Source organism: Pseudomonas sp. B2021 (genome assembly GCF_018135665.1).
GTDB lineage: Bacteria > Pseudomonadota > Gammaproteobacteria > Pseudomonadales > Pseudomonadaceae > Aquipseudomonas > Aquipseudomonas lactis.
This window is the reverse complement of sequence record NZ_SMOF01000001.1, coordinates 4,316,328-4,331,514: the sequence shown is the minus strand read 5'-3', so window position 1 is coordinate 4,331,514 and position 15,187 is coordinate 4,316,328. Positions and strand designations below refer to the sequence as shown.

16 protein-coding genes and 1 pseudogene are annotated in these 15,187 nt (G+C 61.8%); 7 read left to right on the top strand and 10 right to left on the bottom strand.

Annotation, left to right across the window (positions count from 1 at the left end; genetic code table 11):
* Positions 1–26: 26 nt before the first annotated feature.
* The 5 genes from E1K68_RS19340 (at position 27) to yegS (ending at position 3,911) form a co-directional block, all read left to right on the top strand.
* On the top strand, positions 27–815 hold the full coding sequence (locus tag E1K68_RS19340) for a ParA family protein (RefSeq protein ID WP_003192898.1): 789 nt from the start codon (positions 27–29) through the stop codon (positions 813–815).
* Positions 815–1,606, top strand: coding sequence for a CheW domain-containing protein (locus tag E1K68_RS19335; RefSeq protein WP_003192897.1), 792 nt, complete (start codon positions 815–817; stop codon positions 1,604–1,606). Before E1K68_RS19340 ends, E1K68_RS19335 begins: the two co-directional genes overlap by 1 nt.
* Before the next feature lie 79 nt (positions 1,607–1,685).
* Positions 1,686–2,168: a chemotaxis protein CheW gene (locus E1K68_RS19330; protein ID WP_003192896.1), complete on the top strand. Its 483-nt coding sequence runs from the start codon at positions 1,686–1,688 to the stop codon at positions 2,166–2,168.
* Positions 2,169–2,561: a DUF2802 domain-containing protein gene (locus E1K68_RS19325; protein ID WP_003192894.1), complete on the top strand. Its 393-nt coding sequence runs from the start codon at positions 2,169–2,171 to the stop codon at positions 2,559–2,561.
* A gap of 429 nt (positions 2,562–2,990) precedes the next feature.
* Positions 2,991–3,911, top strand: a complete 921-nt coding sequence (gene yegS / locus E1K68_RS19320) for a lipid kinase YegS (protein ID WP_034136104.1) — start codon at positions 2,991–2,993, stop codon at positions 3,909–3,911.
* Here yegS and E1K68_RS19315 read toward each other — a convergent pair.
* From E1K68_RS19315 to E1K68_RS19305, 3 genes are all read right to left on the bottom strand, one after another.
* The gene (locus E1K68_RS19315; protein ID WP_094773739.1) at positions 3,870–4,529 is read right to left on the bottom strand and encodes a response regulator transcription factor; all 660 of its coding nucleotides are present in this window, start codon (positions 4,527–4,529) and stop codon (positions 3,870–3,872) included. The genes yegS and E1K68_RS19315 overlap by 42 nt on opposite strands.
* Positions 4,526–5,419 carry a sensor histidine kinase gene (locus E1K68_RS19310; RefSeq protein WP_003192890.1) on the bottom strand — a complete coding sequence of 298 codons (894 nt, stop codon included), beginning with the start codon at positions 5,417–5,419 and terminating at the stop codon, positions 4,526–4,528. The genes E1K68_RS19315 and E1K68_RS19310 overlap by 4 nt, the downstream gene beginning before the upstream one ends.
* A gap of 258 nt (positions 5,420–5,677) precedes the next feature.
* Positions 5,678–6,124, bottom strand: a complete 447-nt coding sequence (locus E1K68_RS19305; protein WP_003192888.1) for a hypothetical protein — start codon at positions 6,122–6,124, stop codon at positions 5,678–5,680.
* A gap of 549 nt (positions 6,125–6,673) precedes the next feature.
* Between E1K68_RS19305 and E1K68_RS19300 the strand changes: the two genes are divergently transcribed.
* Both E1K68_RS19300 and E1K68_RS19295 read left to right on the top strand, forming a co-directional pair.
* Positions 6,674–7,609, top strand: a complete 936-nt coding sequence (locus tag E1K68_RS19300; RefSeq protein WP_003192887.1) for a chemotaxis protein CheV — start codon at positions 6,674–6,676, stop codon at positions 7,607–7,609.
* A gap of 38 nt (positions 7,610–7,647) precedes the next feature.
* Entirely contained in the window at positions 7,648–8,454 is an 807-nt protein-coding gene (locus tag E1K68_RS19295) for an MOSC domain-containing protein (RefSeq protein ID WP_003192885.1), read from the top strand.
* A gap of 49 nt (positions 8,455–8,503) precedes the next feature.
* Here E1K68_RS19295 and E1K68_RS19290 read toward each other — a convergent pair whose 3' ends face one another.
* The 7 genes and pseudogenes from E1K68_RS19290 to atuC all read right to left on the bottom strand — a co-directional run bounded on the left by E1K68_RS19290 (position 8,504) and on the right by atuC (position 15,186).
* On the bottom strand, positions 8,504–8,788 hold the full coding sequence (locus tag E1K68_RS19290) for a pyrimidine/purine nucleoside phosphorylase (protein ID WP_003192883.1): 285 nt from the start codon (positions 8,786–8,788) through the stop codon (positions 8,504–8,506).
* A 38-nt stretch (positions 8,789–8,826) separates the two neighbouring features.
* A pseudogene (locus tag E1K68_RS27900) lies at positions 8,827–8,916 on the bottom strand (outer membrane lipoprotein carrier protein LolA); the annotation flags it as partial.
* A gap of 62 nt (positions 8,917–8,978) precedes the next feature.
* Complete coding sequence (locus tag E1K68_RS19285; RefSeq protein WP_003192881.1) at positions 8,979–9,521, bottom strand: exonuclease domain-containing protein; 543 nt, start codon at positions 9,519–9,521, stop codon at positions 8,979–8,981.
* Between the two features lie 74 nt (positions 9,522–9,595).
* On the bottom strand, positions 9,596–11,479 hold the full coding sequence (locus tag E1K68_RS19280; protein ID WP_212614558.1) for an acetyl/propionyl/methylcrotonyl-CoA carboxylase subunit alpha: 1,884 nt from the start codon (positions 11,477–11,479) through the stop codon (positions 9,596–9,598).
* 109 nt (positions 11,480–11,588) lie between these two features.
* A complete protein-coding gene (locus tag E1K68_RS19275) occupies positions 11,589–12,350 on the bottom strand; it encodes an enoyl-CoA hydratase-related protein (protein WP_120248406.1) in 762 nt (253 codons plus the stop codon).
* A complete protein-coding gene (atuD, locus tag E1K68_RS19270; protein ID WP_032895979.1) occupies positions 12,347–13,504 on the bottom strand; it encodes a citronellyl-CoA dehydrogenase in 1,158 nt (385 codons plus the stop codon). The genes E1K68_RS19275 and atuD overlap by 4 nt, the downstream gene beginning before the upstream one ends.
* A 68-nt stretch (positions 13,505–13,572) precedes the next feature.
* Positions 13,573–15,186, bottom strand: a complete 1,614-nt coding sequence (gene atuC / locus E1K68_RS19265) for a geranyl-CoA carboxylase subunit beta (protein WP_003192875.1) — start codon at positions 15,184–15,186, stop codon at positions 13,573–13,575.
* Position 15,187: the final 1 nt, after the last annotated feature.

The following is a 15,187-nucleotide window of genomic DNA, read 5'->3' as shown; positions in this document are numbered from 1 at the left end:
TGTGCCCGCCGGGAGGAACCAACCGAATGAGAGTCTGGGCAGTTGCCAATCAAAAGGGTGGAGTCGGCAAGACCACCACTTCCATCGCCTTGGCCGGTTTGCTGGCCGAAGCGGGCAAGCGTGTGGTCGTGGTCGACCTGGACCCCCACGGTTCCATGACCAGCTATTTCGGCTACGACCCGGATGCGCTGGAACATAGTTGCTATGACCTGTTTTTGCACAAGGGCAGCGTGCCGGCGGATCTGCCTGGGCAACTGCTGTTGCCCACCAGCAACGACAGTATTTCCCTGCTGCCGTCGAGCACCGCCCTGGCCACCCTGGAGCGCCAGTCGCCAGGCCAGAGCGGCCTGGGCCTGGTGATCGCCAAGACCCTGGCGCAGCTTTGGCAGGACTTCGATTACGCGATCATCGACAGCCCGCCGTTGCTCGGCGTGCTGATGGTCAACGCGTTGGCGGCCAGCCAGCAATTGGTGATCCCGGTGCAGACCGAGCACTTGGCGGTCAAGGGCCTGGAGCGCATGGTCAGCACCCTGGCGATGATCAACCGCTCGCGCAAGCAGGCGCTGCCGTTCAGCATCGTGCCGACCTTGTTCGACCGTCGCACTCAGGCGTCCCTCGGTACCTTGCGCGTGTTGCGCGATGCCTACCCGGACACCATCTGGAACGGCTACATCCCGGTGGACACGCGCCTGCGTGACGCCAGCCGTGCCGGGCTCACACCGTCGCAGTTCGACGGCAAGAGCCGTGGCGTGCTGGCCTACCGTGCGTTGCTCAAGCACCTGCTGTCGCAACAACTTGTGGCGCAGGTGGCGTGATGAACCGTCCTGTCGAATTCAAGACCCGGCCGCAACTCGCACTGGAATCCTACCTGGATGCCTTGCTGCAGGACGCGACGGCCGAGGAACTGCCAGAACCGATTCTGGTGCTTGAGCCTGCTGTTGAGCCCGACAGCCCGCTGGATGAATTCCAGCAGGCAGTGATGGAAGAGCAGGCGCGGGATGCGAAGGGGGTGGAGGCGCCCGTCGTGGTGCCGAGCGCTCCGGCAGTGGTGGCGCCCCCGGTGGTCGAACCGCTGGTGGACGTGCACCTGCCGCCCAGCATCACGCCGCCACCGGTGACGGGCGACGGTCGCCCTTCGTGGGCTGCCGAGCCGTTCGAGTGCCTGCTGTTCGACGTCGCCGGGTTGACCCTGGCGGTGCCGTTGGTGTGCCTGGGCTCGATCTATTCCCTGGAAGGCCAGGAGCTGACGCCGTTGTTCGGGCAGCCAGAGTGGTTCCTCGGCATCCTGCCCAGCCAGGCCGGCAACCTCAAGGTGCTGGACACGGCGCGCTGGGTGATGCCCGACCGCTACCGCGATGATTTTCGCCAGGGCCTGCAATACGTGATCTCCGTGCAGGGCTACGAGTGGGGGCTGGCAGTGCATCAAGTCAGCCGCTCGTTGCGCCTGGACCCCAATGAAATCAAATGGCGCAGCCACCGTGGCCAGCGGCCGTGGTTGGCGGGCACTGTGATCGAACACATGTGCGCGTTGCTGGATGTCGCCGAACTGGCCGAGTTGATCGCCAGCGGTGCGGTGAAGGCGATGCCACAGAACAAACGCAGTTGATTGAACAATAAGGGCCGTGCGGTTGCGCGGCCCACTTGCACACACGCCGTCGATAGCGGCATTTGAAGGGGTCAGATGAATGAACAAGTCAGCGTCCGCACAAGGTTTGGATGATCCGATCCTGCAATGGGTGACCTTCAAGCTGGACAACGAAACCTACGGCATTAACGTGATGCGCGTGCAGGAAGTGCTGCGCTACACCGAGATCGCCCCGGTTCCAGGCGCGCCAAGCTACGTGCTGGGCATCATCAACCTGCGCGGCAACGTGGTGACGGTGATCGACACCCGCCAGCGTTTCGGCCTGGACACGGTTGAAGTCAGCGACAACACCCGTATCGTGATCATCGAGGCCGACAAGCAAGTGGTCGGCATCCTGGTCGACAGCGTGGCCGAGGTGGTTTACCTGCGCCAATCGGAAGTGGAAACCGCACCGAACGTCGGTAACGAAGAGTCGGCCAAGTTCATCCAGGGCGTGTGCAACAAGAACGGCGAACTGCTGATTCTGGTTGAGCTGGACAAGATGATGAGCGAAGAAGAGTGGTCGGAACTGGAGAGCATCTGATTGTTCCTTGAGGCAGCGGTGATTGTCCTGGCCCTGTTATGGGCCGGGACCTTGGCGTTTGTGCTGCGCTATGTGCGCCAGCAGCGGGAGTTGGCCTTGCAACAGGCCGAGCGCGATGCGGTGCGTGACCGGCGCATTCTGGAACTGGTCAAGCGCGTTGATCATTACCAGCAAAGTGCGGTGCGGGTGGGGGATGAGGTGCATGAACTGCGTGCGATGCTTGCGCCGTTGCCGGACAGGTTGGTGCAGTTGGAGCAGCGTGATCCGTCGAACCTGTCGTTTGCCCAGGCGGCCAAGCTGGTTGGCATGGGGGCGACGGTGGATGAGCTGACCCAGTCGTGTGGGTTGACCCAGGCTGAGGCGCAGTTGATGAGCAAGTTGCACAAGAGCTGATTCTCGACGCGGCCTGGCCGCCGCAGCGATCCAACTGTGGGAGCTGGCTTGCGATGACGGCCTGCCAGCCGCCCCATATCTACCTGACACCCCACAATCTAACTGTGGGAGCTGGCTTGCCTGCGATGACGGCCTACCAGCCGACATCTATCTACCTGATACCCCACAATCCAACTGTGTGCGGGCTTGCTCGCGAAGGCGGCCTGAGATCAAAAGCAGATCAAGATCAAGAGCGGCTCGCTTCGCATCGCGGTTACCGTTGGGTGGCAGATTTGAGATGTTTGTCGATTGAGCTGCCGCCATCGCAGGCAAGCCAGCTCCCACAATTTTGATCTGTGTACTTCAATCAATTTTCTTCAGCCCACAGACTTTTCCTGTTCCTCAAAGGTCAACATCCTTCAAGCACCTAGACCCAGGAGATACCCTCAAATGACCGCCCCCAAAGCCCTGTTGATCCTTCACGGCAAACAAGCCCTCAACGAGGATGTGCGCGCTGCCGTGCTGGCGCGGCGGGAGCAGGGTGGGGAGTTGGCCGTGCGGGTGACGTGGGAGGGCGGCGATGCTCAGCGCCTGGTCAATGAAGCCTTGGCCGCGGGCTACACCCACATCATTGCCGGCGGTGGCGACGGCACCTTGCGCGATGTGGCTGAAGCCATGGCCCATGCCAACACTGACGCCAGCCTGGTGCTGATGCCCCTGGGCACCGCCAATGATTTCGCCAAGGCGGCCGGCGTGCCGTTGGAGCCGGCTGGTGCGTTGGCCTTGCTGGACGTGCAGCCCAGGGCCATCGACCTTGGCCAGGTGGGTGGGCAAATCTTCCTGAATATGGCCACCGGTGGTTTTGGCAGCCAGGTCACGGCCAATACCTCCGAAGATTTGAAGAAGGTTTTGGGCGGTGCCGCTTACCTGTTCACCGGTTTATCCCGCTTCAGTGAATTGAAAGCCGCCTACGGTGAATTGGAAGGCCCGGATTTCCATTGGAAAGGCGAGTTGCTCGCGCTGGGCATCGGTAACGGTCGCCAGGCCGGTGGCGGGCATGTGTTGTGCCCCGGTGCATTGGCTGATGACGGGCTGCTGGATGTCAGCATTCTGCCGGCGCCCCAGGAAGTGGTTGGCACGCTGCGTGAGTTGATGAACAACGGCTGGGGCCTGGACACCATGTTTGTGCGCGCACGCCTGCCGTGGGTGAAGATCAAGGTGGCACAGGGCTTGTACATCAACCTCGACGGTGAGCCGCTGGAAGGCGACGACCTGCATTTCGAGGCACTGCCCAAGGCCCTGCGCGTGCACTTGCCGCTGGGCTCGCCGTTAGTCGTCCAGGCTGATGATCTGCTCACGCACGGCAAATAACACCAGGCCCGCCACGTCAAAAATCTGCAAGCGCTTCATGATCTGCGAGCGGTGGGCTTCGACGGTCTTGATACTCAGGCCCAGACCGTGGGCAATTTCCCGGGTGGATTTACCGCGCACGATCAAGCGCAAAATCTCCAGTTGCCGCGCCGTCAGGTTGTGGCTGTGGGCGACAGGCGCGTTGGGGACCTGGCTACGGATCAGCGCCTGGTTGATCACTGTGTGGGCGATGGCGGGGCTCAGGTAGCGTTCGTTGTTGCGCAGGGCCAGCAGGGCGTGTTCCAGCTCATTGGCGGTGGTGTCCTTGAGCAGGTAGCCGTGGGCGCCGGACTCCAGTGCGCGCATGATCAGGTCCGGCTCGGTGTGCATCGACAGAATCAGTACCTTGCACGTGGGGTAAAAACGCTTGAGTTGCTGCAAGGCATTCAGCCCGCCGGTGTGCTTCATCGACAGGTCGAGCAGCACGATATCCGGCTGCAAGGCACTGTATTGCTCCAGCAATTGCGCGCCATCGCTGGCTTCGCCGATGACGCTGTAGCCGGGAATATCCAGAATCAGCGCGCGCACGCCGGCGCGAATCAGTGCGTGGTCGTCTACCAGGAGTAAATTGCAGGTCACTCGAGAACCTTAGGGGCGCTAGCCCGTTCGAGAGCGCGGGGCGCCCAAGGGAAAAGTGCGTTGATGCGTGTACCTTTGCCGGGCTCGCTGCTGACGGAAAAGGAGCCTCCCAGCTGGTGTGTTCGTTCGCACATACCGGCCATGCCCCGTTGGCCTTCCCGGCCCGGATCGAGGGCAGGCAAGAACCCCTGGCCGTCATCGCAGATCATCAGCGACAAGCCTTCAGGCAGGCGTTGCAGACGCACCAGCAGGTTGCGCGCCTTTGCATGGCGAAGCATGTTGGTCACCGCTTCCTGAGTGACGCGAAAGGCCGCCACGGCCATTTCTTCGGGGATGCCGGTGAGCCGTTGGTGGCACTCCAGGCTCCAGCACACCTGGGTGTTTTCCAGGGCCTTGAGCAGGTGCGCGCGCAGGCTGGCTTCCAGGCCCAGGCTGGTCAGTTGGCGCGGGTTGAGGATGGCGGATACGTCACGTACCTTGGCCAGGGTTTCATTGAGGGTATTGCACAGCACCGAGCAATGGTCTTGCAGATCCTGGGGCAGGCGGCGCTGCAGCCATTCACTTTGCAGCTTGGCGGCTGTCAGTAACTGGCCGATGTCATCATGCAGTTCGCGGCTGAGCCGGTGACGTTCGTTCTCCTGAACTTGCAGCAGGCGGGCGGCCAGTTCCTGGGGCTCGAACTTGATAGCTCTGCGCGAGCGCCACTGTTGCAGGCCCACCACCATCAGCGTGGCGAGGTTGAGCAGCACGATCAGCAATGGCAGCGGCGCGCCCATCAGATAGGCCCACAGGCTGGCCAACAACGAGCACAGGCACAGCGAAAGGGCAAGGTGGCACGCGTGGCTGCGGGACAAGGACCTGACGATAAGTGACTTGAAACTGGCGTACATAGCGGATGGAGCCAATGAGGGTTCACTGCGGGGAGGCCGGTTGACCGGGCTCTGTTTGGAGTGCGCTGCCAAATCGTTTTTAAGCCTGTTGAAGTTAAATCACTTCGGGGGCGCATAGTAACACCCCTATTAGCGTTGGTCGTCTGATTGGGTTATGACCCACGCGAGTACTCTGGGCGGGCACCCCAGAGTTCAAAATGGAAAGTTGTATTAATGAAGTTGGTTTGTATCGTTATTGCATTGATAGCTAATTGATATTTATTGGGCGCGCCGATCATGCTGCGCAGTGTATTGGTGGGCTTTTTGCGGGATCTGCAAGCTGACCGCCTCAATCAACGATGATTGCTCTTCTTCATCCAGACTAAGCTTGCCAGTACGGATATCGATCAGTTCCAGTTGCCAGGCCAGTAGCGTCAAGCAGTCATGCAAGGCATCCAGCGCCTGGTCATGCAATTGCACCGGGCTCACGGCATTGGCAATCAAGTATTGAATCTGCCGGGAAAACTCGCTAATGGCCTGCAATGCAAGGCAGTCTGCGCTCTCGGCGAGCTTGTTCAGGCTGGCTTTCATGCAGTCGATAGCGTCACTGTCGTTTCGAATCAAATGCAGGTGGTTCAAGCACTCTTCTGACCTGATCAGCAGCTTTTCAGCCTCGTGCAGGAACTCGGGAAGTGCAAGTTGCCACTCGTTACCGTCGTTCATCATGCAGGTCTCCGCAACGTAAGGTCGGGTGATGAGATGTCGCACCGGGTGAATGGCGTAAAACTAGCGCTGAAATACGGCTCGGACTTGTAGGTCGATTCTGATATTTCAGTAGGACATTTAGTGAAATGCTCACGAAAGTCGTATGTAGCCCCGGTTGTGCGGGATGACACGACTTCAGTTGCCGGTACGTGAGTGCCTGAAAGGCCCGTGGGCCAAGGGCTGGGGATGGCAAACAAAAGCCTGACTCCATTCATGCAATGAGAATGGCGTCACATTAATGGCTATTAGATATCGCGAATATCAGGTTGGGCCTGATTGCGCATAGGGGAATCCCCTATGTCGTGGAACTGCACGTCAATTCGACTGTCGCGCAAGGGGGGCTTGAAAGAGGCTCAAGGGCCCAAGCAGTAAAGCATGATGTCAGTGTGACATCAATGGGTTTGCATGGCATTTTATTGGGGTCAAGGTCCGGCGCTTGCCGCCGATAACGTGCTTATACAGCTGCACACCCTTTCAACGCGCCTGCGGCGTGTACACCAGGAGTTTTTAATGGCCGGCATTCTCGACACGGTAGATCAACGCACGCAATTGGTGGGTGAGAATCGCCTGGAAATTCTCATGTTCCGCCTCTTCGGACGGCAGTTGTTCGCGATCAACGTGTTCAAGGTGCAGGAAGTCCTGCAACTGCCCAAGCTGACCCTGATGCCCCAGCGCCACCCGTTCGTGTGCGGGGTGGTCAACCTGCGTGGCCAGACCCTGCCGGTGATCGACCTGTCCCAGGCCATCGGCATGCGCCCTTTGGTGCCGGGCCCCAACAGCACCATTATCGTCACCGAATATAATCGCTCGGTGCAGGCGTTCCTGGTGGGTGGCGTCGACCGCATCGTCAACATGAACTGGGAAGCCATCCTGCCGCCGCCGACCAGCGCCGGTCGCCAGCACTACCTCACCGCCATCAGCAAGGTCGATGAGCAACTGGTGGAAATCATCGACGTGGAAAAAGTCCTCGCCGAGATCGTGCCCTACAACGCCAAGGTCTCCCGGGACAAACTTGAAGACCCGGTGCTGGAGCGTGCCCGTGGCCGCGAAGTGCTGCTGGTGGATGATTCCAACGTGGCCTTGTCGCAGTTGCGTGACACCCTGGGCCAGTTGGGCGTGAAGATGCACATTGCCAGCGACGGCCTCAAGGCACTGAATATGCTCAAGGCCTGGGCCGACAGCGGCCAGGTGATGACCGACAAACTGCTGATGATCTTCACCGACGCCGAAATGCCCGAAATGGATGGCTACCGTCTCACCACCGAGATCCGCAACGACCCGCGCCTGCGTGGCCTTTATGTGGTGATGCACACCTCGTTGTCGGGCAGCTTCAACGACTCCATGGTCAAGAAGGTCGGCTGCGACAATTTCCTCTCCAAATTCCAGCCGGACAAGCTGGTGGACGTGGTGCGCCAGCGACTGATGTTGGACGAAATGCCCGCCTGACTTTAGGATGACACTTTGTTTCCTAGGAAGGCAGGCCCATGCTGCGTCTCAGCGCGTTGTACCGTTACCCCTTGAAGTCCGGCAAGGCCCAAGCCTTGCAGCAGATTGGCCTGGATAAACTCGGGTTGGACGGGGATCGACGCTGGATGCTGGTGGATGAAGCCAGCGGGCGGTTCCTGACGCAACGGGCGGTGGCGAAGATGAGCCAGCTCATCGCGTTGTGGAACAGCAGCGGGGGCCTGACTCTGAGTTCGCCGGGCTACGCGCCGCTGGACGTGGCAATGCCTGGCAGCGCCAGCGAACTGCGCGGTGTGACCATCTGGCGTGACACCCTGCGTGTGCCGGATGCTGGCGATGCGGCCGCAGCCTGGGTCAGCGAGTTCATTGGCAAGCCGACGCGCCTGGTGCAACTGCCCCTGGAACGTGCGCGCACCACCGAAGCCGGGTATGGCAAGGATGACGACAAGGTCGGCTTCGCTGACGGCTACCCGTTGCTGTTGATCGGCCAGGGCTCCCTCGACGACCTGTGTACGAAGATCGGCCGCCCGATGGAGATGCTGCGTTTTCGTCCCAACCTGGTGATCGAAGGCGCCGAGGCCTTCGCCGAAGATGGCTGGAAGCGCGTGCGCATTGGCGACGTGGAGTTTCGGGTGGTCAAGCCGTGCTCGCGGTGCATCCTCACCACCATCGACCCCCAGACCGGTGAGCGCAGCCCCGACCGCGAGCCCTTTGCGACGCTGGAAACCTACCGCAAGACCGAAAAGGGCGCGATGTTCGGCCAGAACCTGGTCAACGATGGCATTGGGCGCCTGGAAGTCGGCATGCCGGTAACGGTGTTGGAATAAAAAAGCCCGTCTCGTGGGAGACGGGCTTTTTTGTGTGTCGGGTAGTGCCTTAGCCGCGGTATTCACACAGGTAAGCGGTGTCCACCGCGACCTTCAACTGGAACTTGCTGTTGGCCGGGACGTGGAACTGGCTGCCGGCAGCGAAGGTTTCCCAGTCGCTGCTCTCAGGCAGCTTCACGGTCAGGGCGCCGGAGACCACGTGCATGATTTCGCGTTGGGCGGTGCCGAATTCGTATTCACCCGGAGCCATCACGCCGATGGTCGCCGGACCTTCTGCGGTGCCGAAAGCGATCGACTTGACGGTGCCGTCGAAGTACTCGTTGACTTTGAACATGGGTGAATCCTCGGAAAAAGGTCAAGGCTTACGCCAACCACTGTAGGCGCGAGCTTGCTCGCGAAAAACCTGAGAACACTGCGTTTAACCAGAGGCGCTGCGTTATCATCGGCGATCTTCGCGAGCAAGCTCGCTCCTACAGGGCAGCAGGAAAATGGCTGGCCAGTATGCCCAAGGCTGCAAGCGCTGCCTAGACCGGCAAAATCAAGGGCAGCAGGCGCGCGGTATTGCGGGCATCCTCCAGGGCGCGATGCTGCTGGCCATGGAACTGCATCCCCGCCAATTGCAGCGCACCATTGAGCCCCAGCGGTTTGTCCAGGCGCCGGGCCTTGGCAAAGCGTTGCTTGAGGTTCACATGCGGGGTGTCGCCCAGGGCGCTGGCGAGGCCATGGCGCTGCCACTCCAGCTCAAGCTGCACGCGGTCATAATCCCCCCAACTGGCCCAGCCTTCCAGGCGTGGCTGATGTTGGCCCAGCCAGCGCTCGAACAGCGGCCACACCTCGGTGATCGGCGCGGCCATGTCGATATTGGCCTGGGTGATATGGGTGAGTTTGCGGCAAAAGGGCGTCAGCAAGGGCCGCCGCAAGGGCCGCACAAAGCGCTGGAAGTGGTCCAGTTCGCGGCCCTGGCGGTTGACCAGGCTGGCGCCGATCTCGATGACTTCCATCTCTGTCACGGGCCAGCCGCCGTCATCCGTTGTGGCTTCAAGGTCAATAATCAGCCAATGAGGCATGTGCAGGTTCCCGTACTCGTCCCTTCCTGATGGGGATAGAGCGTAGCCCGGCCCTGTAGTTCCGCCTAGGGGCGTTATTCGATCTCGAGCAAAACCTGGCGGTTGCGTACCTGATCGCCCGTCACGACCCGCAGTTCCTTGACCGTGCCATCGATACCGGCCTTCAACGGGTGCTCCATTTTCATCGCTTCGAGCACCAGCAAAAGCTGGCCTTTGCTGACGCTTTCACCGACGCACACCCGTATATCGACGATGGCGCCGTCCATGGGTGCCTGGACCGTGCCACTGCTGGCGTCGGCCGGGCGGCTGGCGACTTGCTGGGTGCGGTCGGTGACGGTCAGCCCTGGCAGCCACAGCCGGTTGCCGTCCAGGTGATAGGCGATGCGGCGGCGAACCCCCTTGATGACAAAGGTGGCGTGGCGACCGTCGGTGGTGAGTGGCAGGTCGTCAATGGTCACGCTATGGAGTTGGCCGTTGATCTCCAGGCGGTATGTCACCGGGGCACTCGCCGTGTTGCGCCAGCGCGCGAGGGGGTGTGAGTGCTGGTTGGCGCTGTGTTGATAAAACAGCCCGGCGGCCAGCGAGAGCTGTTCAGCGGTCGCTTTGTGCTGTGGGATGACGCTGAAGTGTTCGGCGATCAAGCCCGTGCTGAAGTCGCCGGCGATAAAGTCCGGGTGCTTGAGCAGGTCGATGAGCAAGCGCTGGTTGGTCGCCACGCCGAGTAACACCGTGTCTTCCACGGCCCGCAGCAATTTGCGCCGGGCTTCTTCGCGGCTGGCGCCGTGGGCGATGATCTTGCCCAGCATCGGGTCGTAGAACGGGCTGATGGTTTGGCCTTCACGCAAGCCATGGTCGATGCGCACGCCGGGGGCGGGTTCCCAGCGCAACACGTCACCGGTTTGCGGCAGGAAGCCCTGGGCCGGGTCTTCGGCGTACAGGCGCACTTCCATGGCGTGGCCGGTCAGGGTCACCTGTGATTGGGTAAGTGGCAGCGCTTGCCCGGCGGCGATCTGCAACTGCCAGTCCACCAGGTCGAGGCCGGTGATCATCTCGGTAACGGGATGTTCCACTTGCAGGCGCGTGTTCATTTCCAGGAAATAGAACTGGCCGTTGCGGTCGAGCAGAAACTCCACGGTGCCTGCGCCCACATAATTCACCGCCCGCCCGGCCTTGAGTGCGGCCTCGCCCATGGCCTGGCGCAGTTCGGGCGTCATCACGGGGCAGGGCGCTTCTTCGATGACTTTCTGGTGGCGGCGCTGGATCGAACAGTCGCGCTCGCCGAGGTAGATGAGGTTGCCATGGCTGTCGCCGAACAGTTGCACTTCCACGTGGCGCGGGTCGATCAGCGCCTGTTCGAGGATCAGCTCGTCGCTGCCGAACGCATTCATGGCTTCCGAGCGTGCGGTGCGCAGTTGCTCCAGCAGCTGTTCGCGCTGGTACACCAGGCGCATGCCACGCCCACCGCCACCGGCGCTGGCTTTGATCATCAGCGGGAAGCCGATGCGTTCGGCTTCCTGTTGCAAGGTGGCGTCGTCCTGGGCACTGCCCTGGTAGCCGGCGATGCAGGGCACGCCGGCGTCGAGCATGGCGAGTTTGGACAGGCGTTTGCTGCCCATCAGTTCGATCGCCTCGACACTGGGGCCGATGAAGGTGAGCGTGGCCTGCTGGCAGGCGCGGGCGAAGTCGGGGTTTTCCGAGAGGAAGCCGTAGCCGGGGTGAATGGCATCGGCGCCGGTCAGTTGGGCGGCGGCGAGGATGGCCTGTGTGTTCAGGTAGGACTGGTGTACGGGCGCCGGGCCGATGTGTACGGCTTCGTCGGCCATCTGCACGTGCAGGGCATCGGTATCCGCGTCGCTGTACACGGCCACGGTGCGGTAGCCCAGGGCCTGGGCAGTGCGCTGGATGCGGCAGGCGATTTCGCCGCGGTTGGCGATCAGGATCTTGCTGAATGCGGGCATTGGGTTATCCCTTGATGAATGTGGCGTGTGTTGGGGCCTCTTCGCAGGCAAGCCAGCTCCCACATTTGAAATGTGTTCCCCTGTGGGAGCTGGCTTGCCTGCGATGGCGTCATCGAGACCAACTCGGCTTTCGCTTCTGCACAAACGCCTGCGTCCCCTCAACCCCTTCCTCACTCCTCACCGCCTCGGCAAACCACTGCGCCCCGCGATCCAGCACGGTCTCAAGCGGCTCATCCAGGCTGGCCAGCAACAGCGCTTTAGTCCGTGCGTTCGCCCCCGGCGCACACTGCAACACCTGCCCCAATACCTCATCCACCCGCTGCGCCAATGCCTGCGAGTCGTGCTCGACAAAATGCACCACCCCCAGCCGCCCAGCCTCCACCCCATCAAACCGCGCCGCCGTCAGCGCCAGGCGCCGCGTGTGGGTAAGGCCAATACGCTTGACCACAAACGGCGCAATCTGCGCCGGCAGCAACCCGAGGCGGGTCTCGGGCAAGCCGAACTGCGCCTGGCCCGCTGCAATCGCAATATCACTTACGCACGCCAGCCCGAACCCACCGCCCAGTACCGCGCCTTGCAGCACCACGATCACCACCTGCGCCAGCGCCTGAACCTCTTGCAGCAAGGTGCCAAACGCGCGGTTCAATGCTTGCAACTGCCCCCCGGCGCCGGCCAGGTCCTTCACATCGGCCCCCGCGCAAAAATGCCCGCCCGCGCCGCTGATCACCACGGCGCGCACCTGGCTGTCCAACTGCGCCAGTACCGCACGCAGTTCATTGACCATTTCAAGGCTCATCGCATTGCGACATTCGGGGCGGTTGAGGGTGATGTGCAGCACGCCGTTATGGGCTTCGAGCAGCAAGGTATTCATGGCTTTTTACCGGGCAGGGTGCCCATCAGTTTGCAGATGATGCCCAGCATGATTTCGTCGGCACCGCCGCCAATCGACACCAGGCGCACGTCGCGATAGGCGCGGGCTACCGGGTTGTCCCACATGAAGCCCATGCCGCCCCAATATTGCAGGCAACTGTCGCTGACCTCACGGCCCAGGCGCCCGGCCTTGAGCTTGGCCATGGAGGCCAGCCGCGTGACGTCCTGGCCCTTGATGTACTGCTCGGTGGCCTGGTAGACCAAGGCGCGCAGGCATTCGATTTCGGTGGCCAGTTCTGCCAGGCGAAAGTGGATCACCTGGTTATCAATGAGCGCTTTGCCGAAGGTCTGGCGCTCTTTGCAGTATTCGATGGTGCTGTCGATGCAGTGCTCCAGGCCCTTGATCATATTGGCCGCGCCGAACAGGCGTTCTTCCTGGAACTGCAACATCTGCATCATGAAGCCCGCGCCTTCATGGCCGATGCGGTTGCGTTGCGGCACGCGCACGCCGTCGAAAAACACCTGGGCGGTCTCGGAGCTGTGCATGCCGAGTTTTTCCAACGGCGGGCTGACGCTGATGCCGGGGCTGTTCATCGGCACCATGATCAGCGACTTGTTGATATGCGGTTTGTCGTCGGACGTGTTGGCCAGCAGGCAGATGAAGTCGGCGCTGGGCGAATTGGTGATCCACATCTTGCTGCCGTTGATCACATAGTCATCGCCATCCTTGCGCGCATGGGTCTTGAGCCCGGCCACATCGGAGCCGGCACCGGTTTCCGAGACGCCGATGCAGCCGACCTGTTCGCCGCTGATGGCCGGGCGCAGGAACTCCTCGCGCAGTTCATCGGAGCCGAAGCGCGCCAGGGCCGGGGTGCACATATCAGTCTGCACGCCGATGGACATGGGAATGCCGCCGCAACGGATGGTGCCGAACTCTTCGGCGGCGACGATGGAATAGCTGTAGTCCAGGCCCATGCCGCCGAATTTTTCCGGTTTGGAGATGCCCAGCAGGCCGAGGTCGCCGGCTTTGCGGAAGATCTCGTGAATGGGAAAGCGCCCGGCTTTTTCCCATTCATCCACGTGCGGGTTGATCTCGCGGTCGACGAAGGCGCGCACGGTGCGGCGCAGTTCCTGGTGTTCCTGGGTGAAGATCATTTTTATTGTTCTCCCGGTTGGGACGCGGAGCGTCCTGGTCTGCGTTACCACGCGGAGCGTGGGAACGATCAGCGCGCTACGCCGAAGGTGTTGGGTTGCAGTTGCCGCCGTTCGGCTTCGTGACAGATATCCAGCAAAAAACCGAGCAAAGTGCGGGTGTCCCGTGGATCAATCAGCCCGTCGTCCCACAGGTTGGCGCTGGCGTAGAGGGCGGTGGACTGGCTGTCGAGTTTCTGCGCGGTGACCTGTTCGAGCATGTCGAGCACCTTGGGGTCGGGCACCAGGCCGTCCTTGAGTTGCTTGGCCTCGGTGACAATGCGCAGCACCTTACCGGCCTGTGCGCCGCCCATCACTGCCGTGCGGCTGTTGGGCCACGCGAAGATAAAGCGTGGGTCGAGGCCGCGGCCGCACATTGCGTAGTTGCCGGCACCGTAGGAGCCACCGACCACGATGGTGAGTTTAGGCACTCGGGCGTTGGCCACTGCCTGGATCATCTTCGCGCCGTGCTTGATCACCCCTTGCTGTTCCGACTCGGTGCCCACCATAAAGCCGGTGGTGTTGTGCAAAAACAGCAGCGGCGTGCGGCTTTGGTCGCACAGCTGGATAAACTGCGCGGCCTTGCTCGCGCCCTTCGGCGTGATGGGGCCGTTATTGCCGATCACGCCCACAGCGCGCCCCTGGATATGCAAGTGACCGCAGACGGTGTGGGGGTCGAACTCGCCCTTGAATTCCAGCAGGTTGGAACCGTCGGCCAGGCGCGCCAGGATTTCGCGCACGTCGTAGGGTTTTTTCGGGTCATCGGGGATCAGCCCCAACAGTTCCTCAATCGGGTACAGCGGTTCGCGATAGGCGCGCTGGGGGGCGTGCGGCAAGCGGTCATTCCAGGGCAGCAGGCCTACAATTTCACGCACGATGCGCACGCCATCGGCATCGTCCTGGGCCAGGTACTCAGCGGTGCCGGCGGTTTGCGCGTGCATCTGCGCGCCCCCCAGTTCTTCATCGGTGGCGACTTCGCCAGTGGCGGCCTTGAGCAACGGTGGCCCGGCGAGGAACAGCTTGGCCTTGCCGCGCACCACCACCACGTAATCCGACAAGCCCGGCTGATACGCACCGCCGGCCGTGGCCGAGCCGTGTACCACGGTGATCTGCGGCAAGCCCATGGCCGACATGCGCGCCTGGTTGGCAAAACTGCGTGCGCCTTCGACGAAAATCTCGGCGGCGTAGTTGAGGTTGGCGCCGCCGCTTTCGGCGAGAGTCACCACCGGCAATTTGTTCTCCATGGCGATCTGTTGCAGGCGCAGGGATTTCTTCAGCCCGGAGGGGGAAATGGTGCCGCCTTTGATCGCGCTGTTGTTGGCCACCACCAGCATGCGCACGCCGCTGACGTAACCGATGCCGGCGATCAGCCCGCCACCAGCGGCGCTGCCGTCTTTGTCGTCGTGGAGCTTGTAGCCGGCCAGGCTGGCCAGCTCCAGGAACGGCGCGCCGGGGTCCAGCAGCAGATTGAGGCGCTCACGGGGCAGCAATTGCCCGCGCTTGTCGAACTTGGGCTTGGCTTCCTGGGCCTTGGCCAGCAGGGTGTGTTCCAGTTGGCGCAACTGGGCGATGGACGCCAGCATGGCTTCGCGGTTTTGCGCGAACGCTGGGCTGTTGGGGTCGATCAGGGTTTCAATGACTGGCATG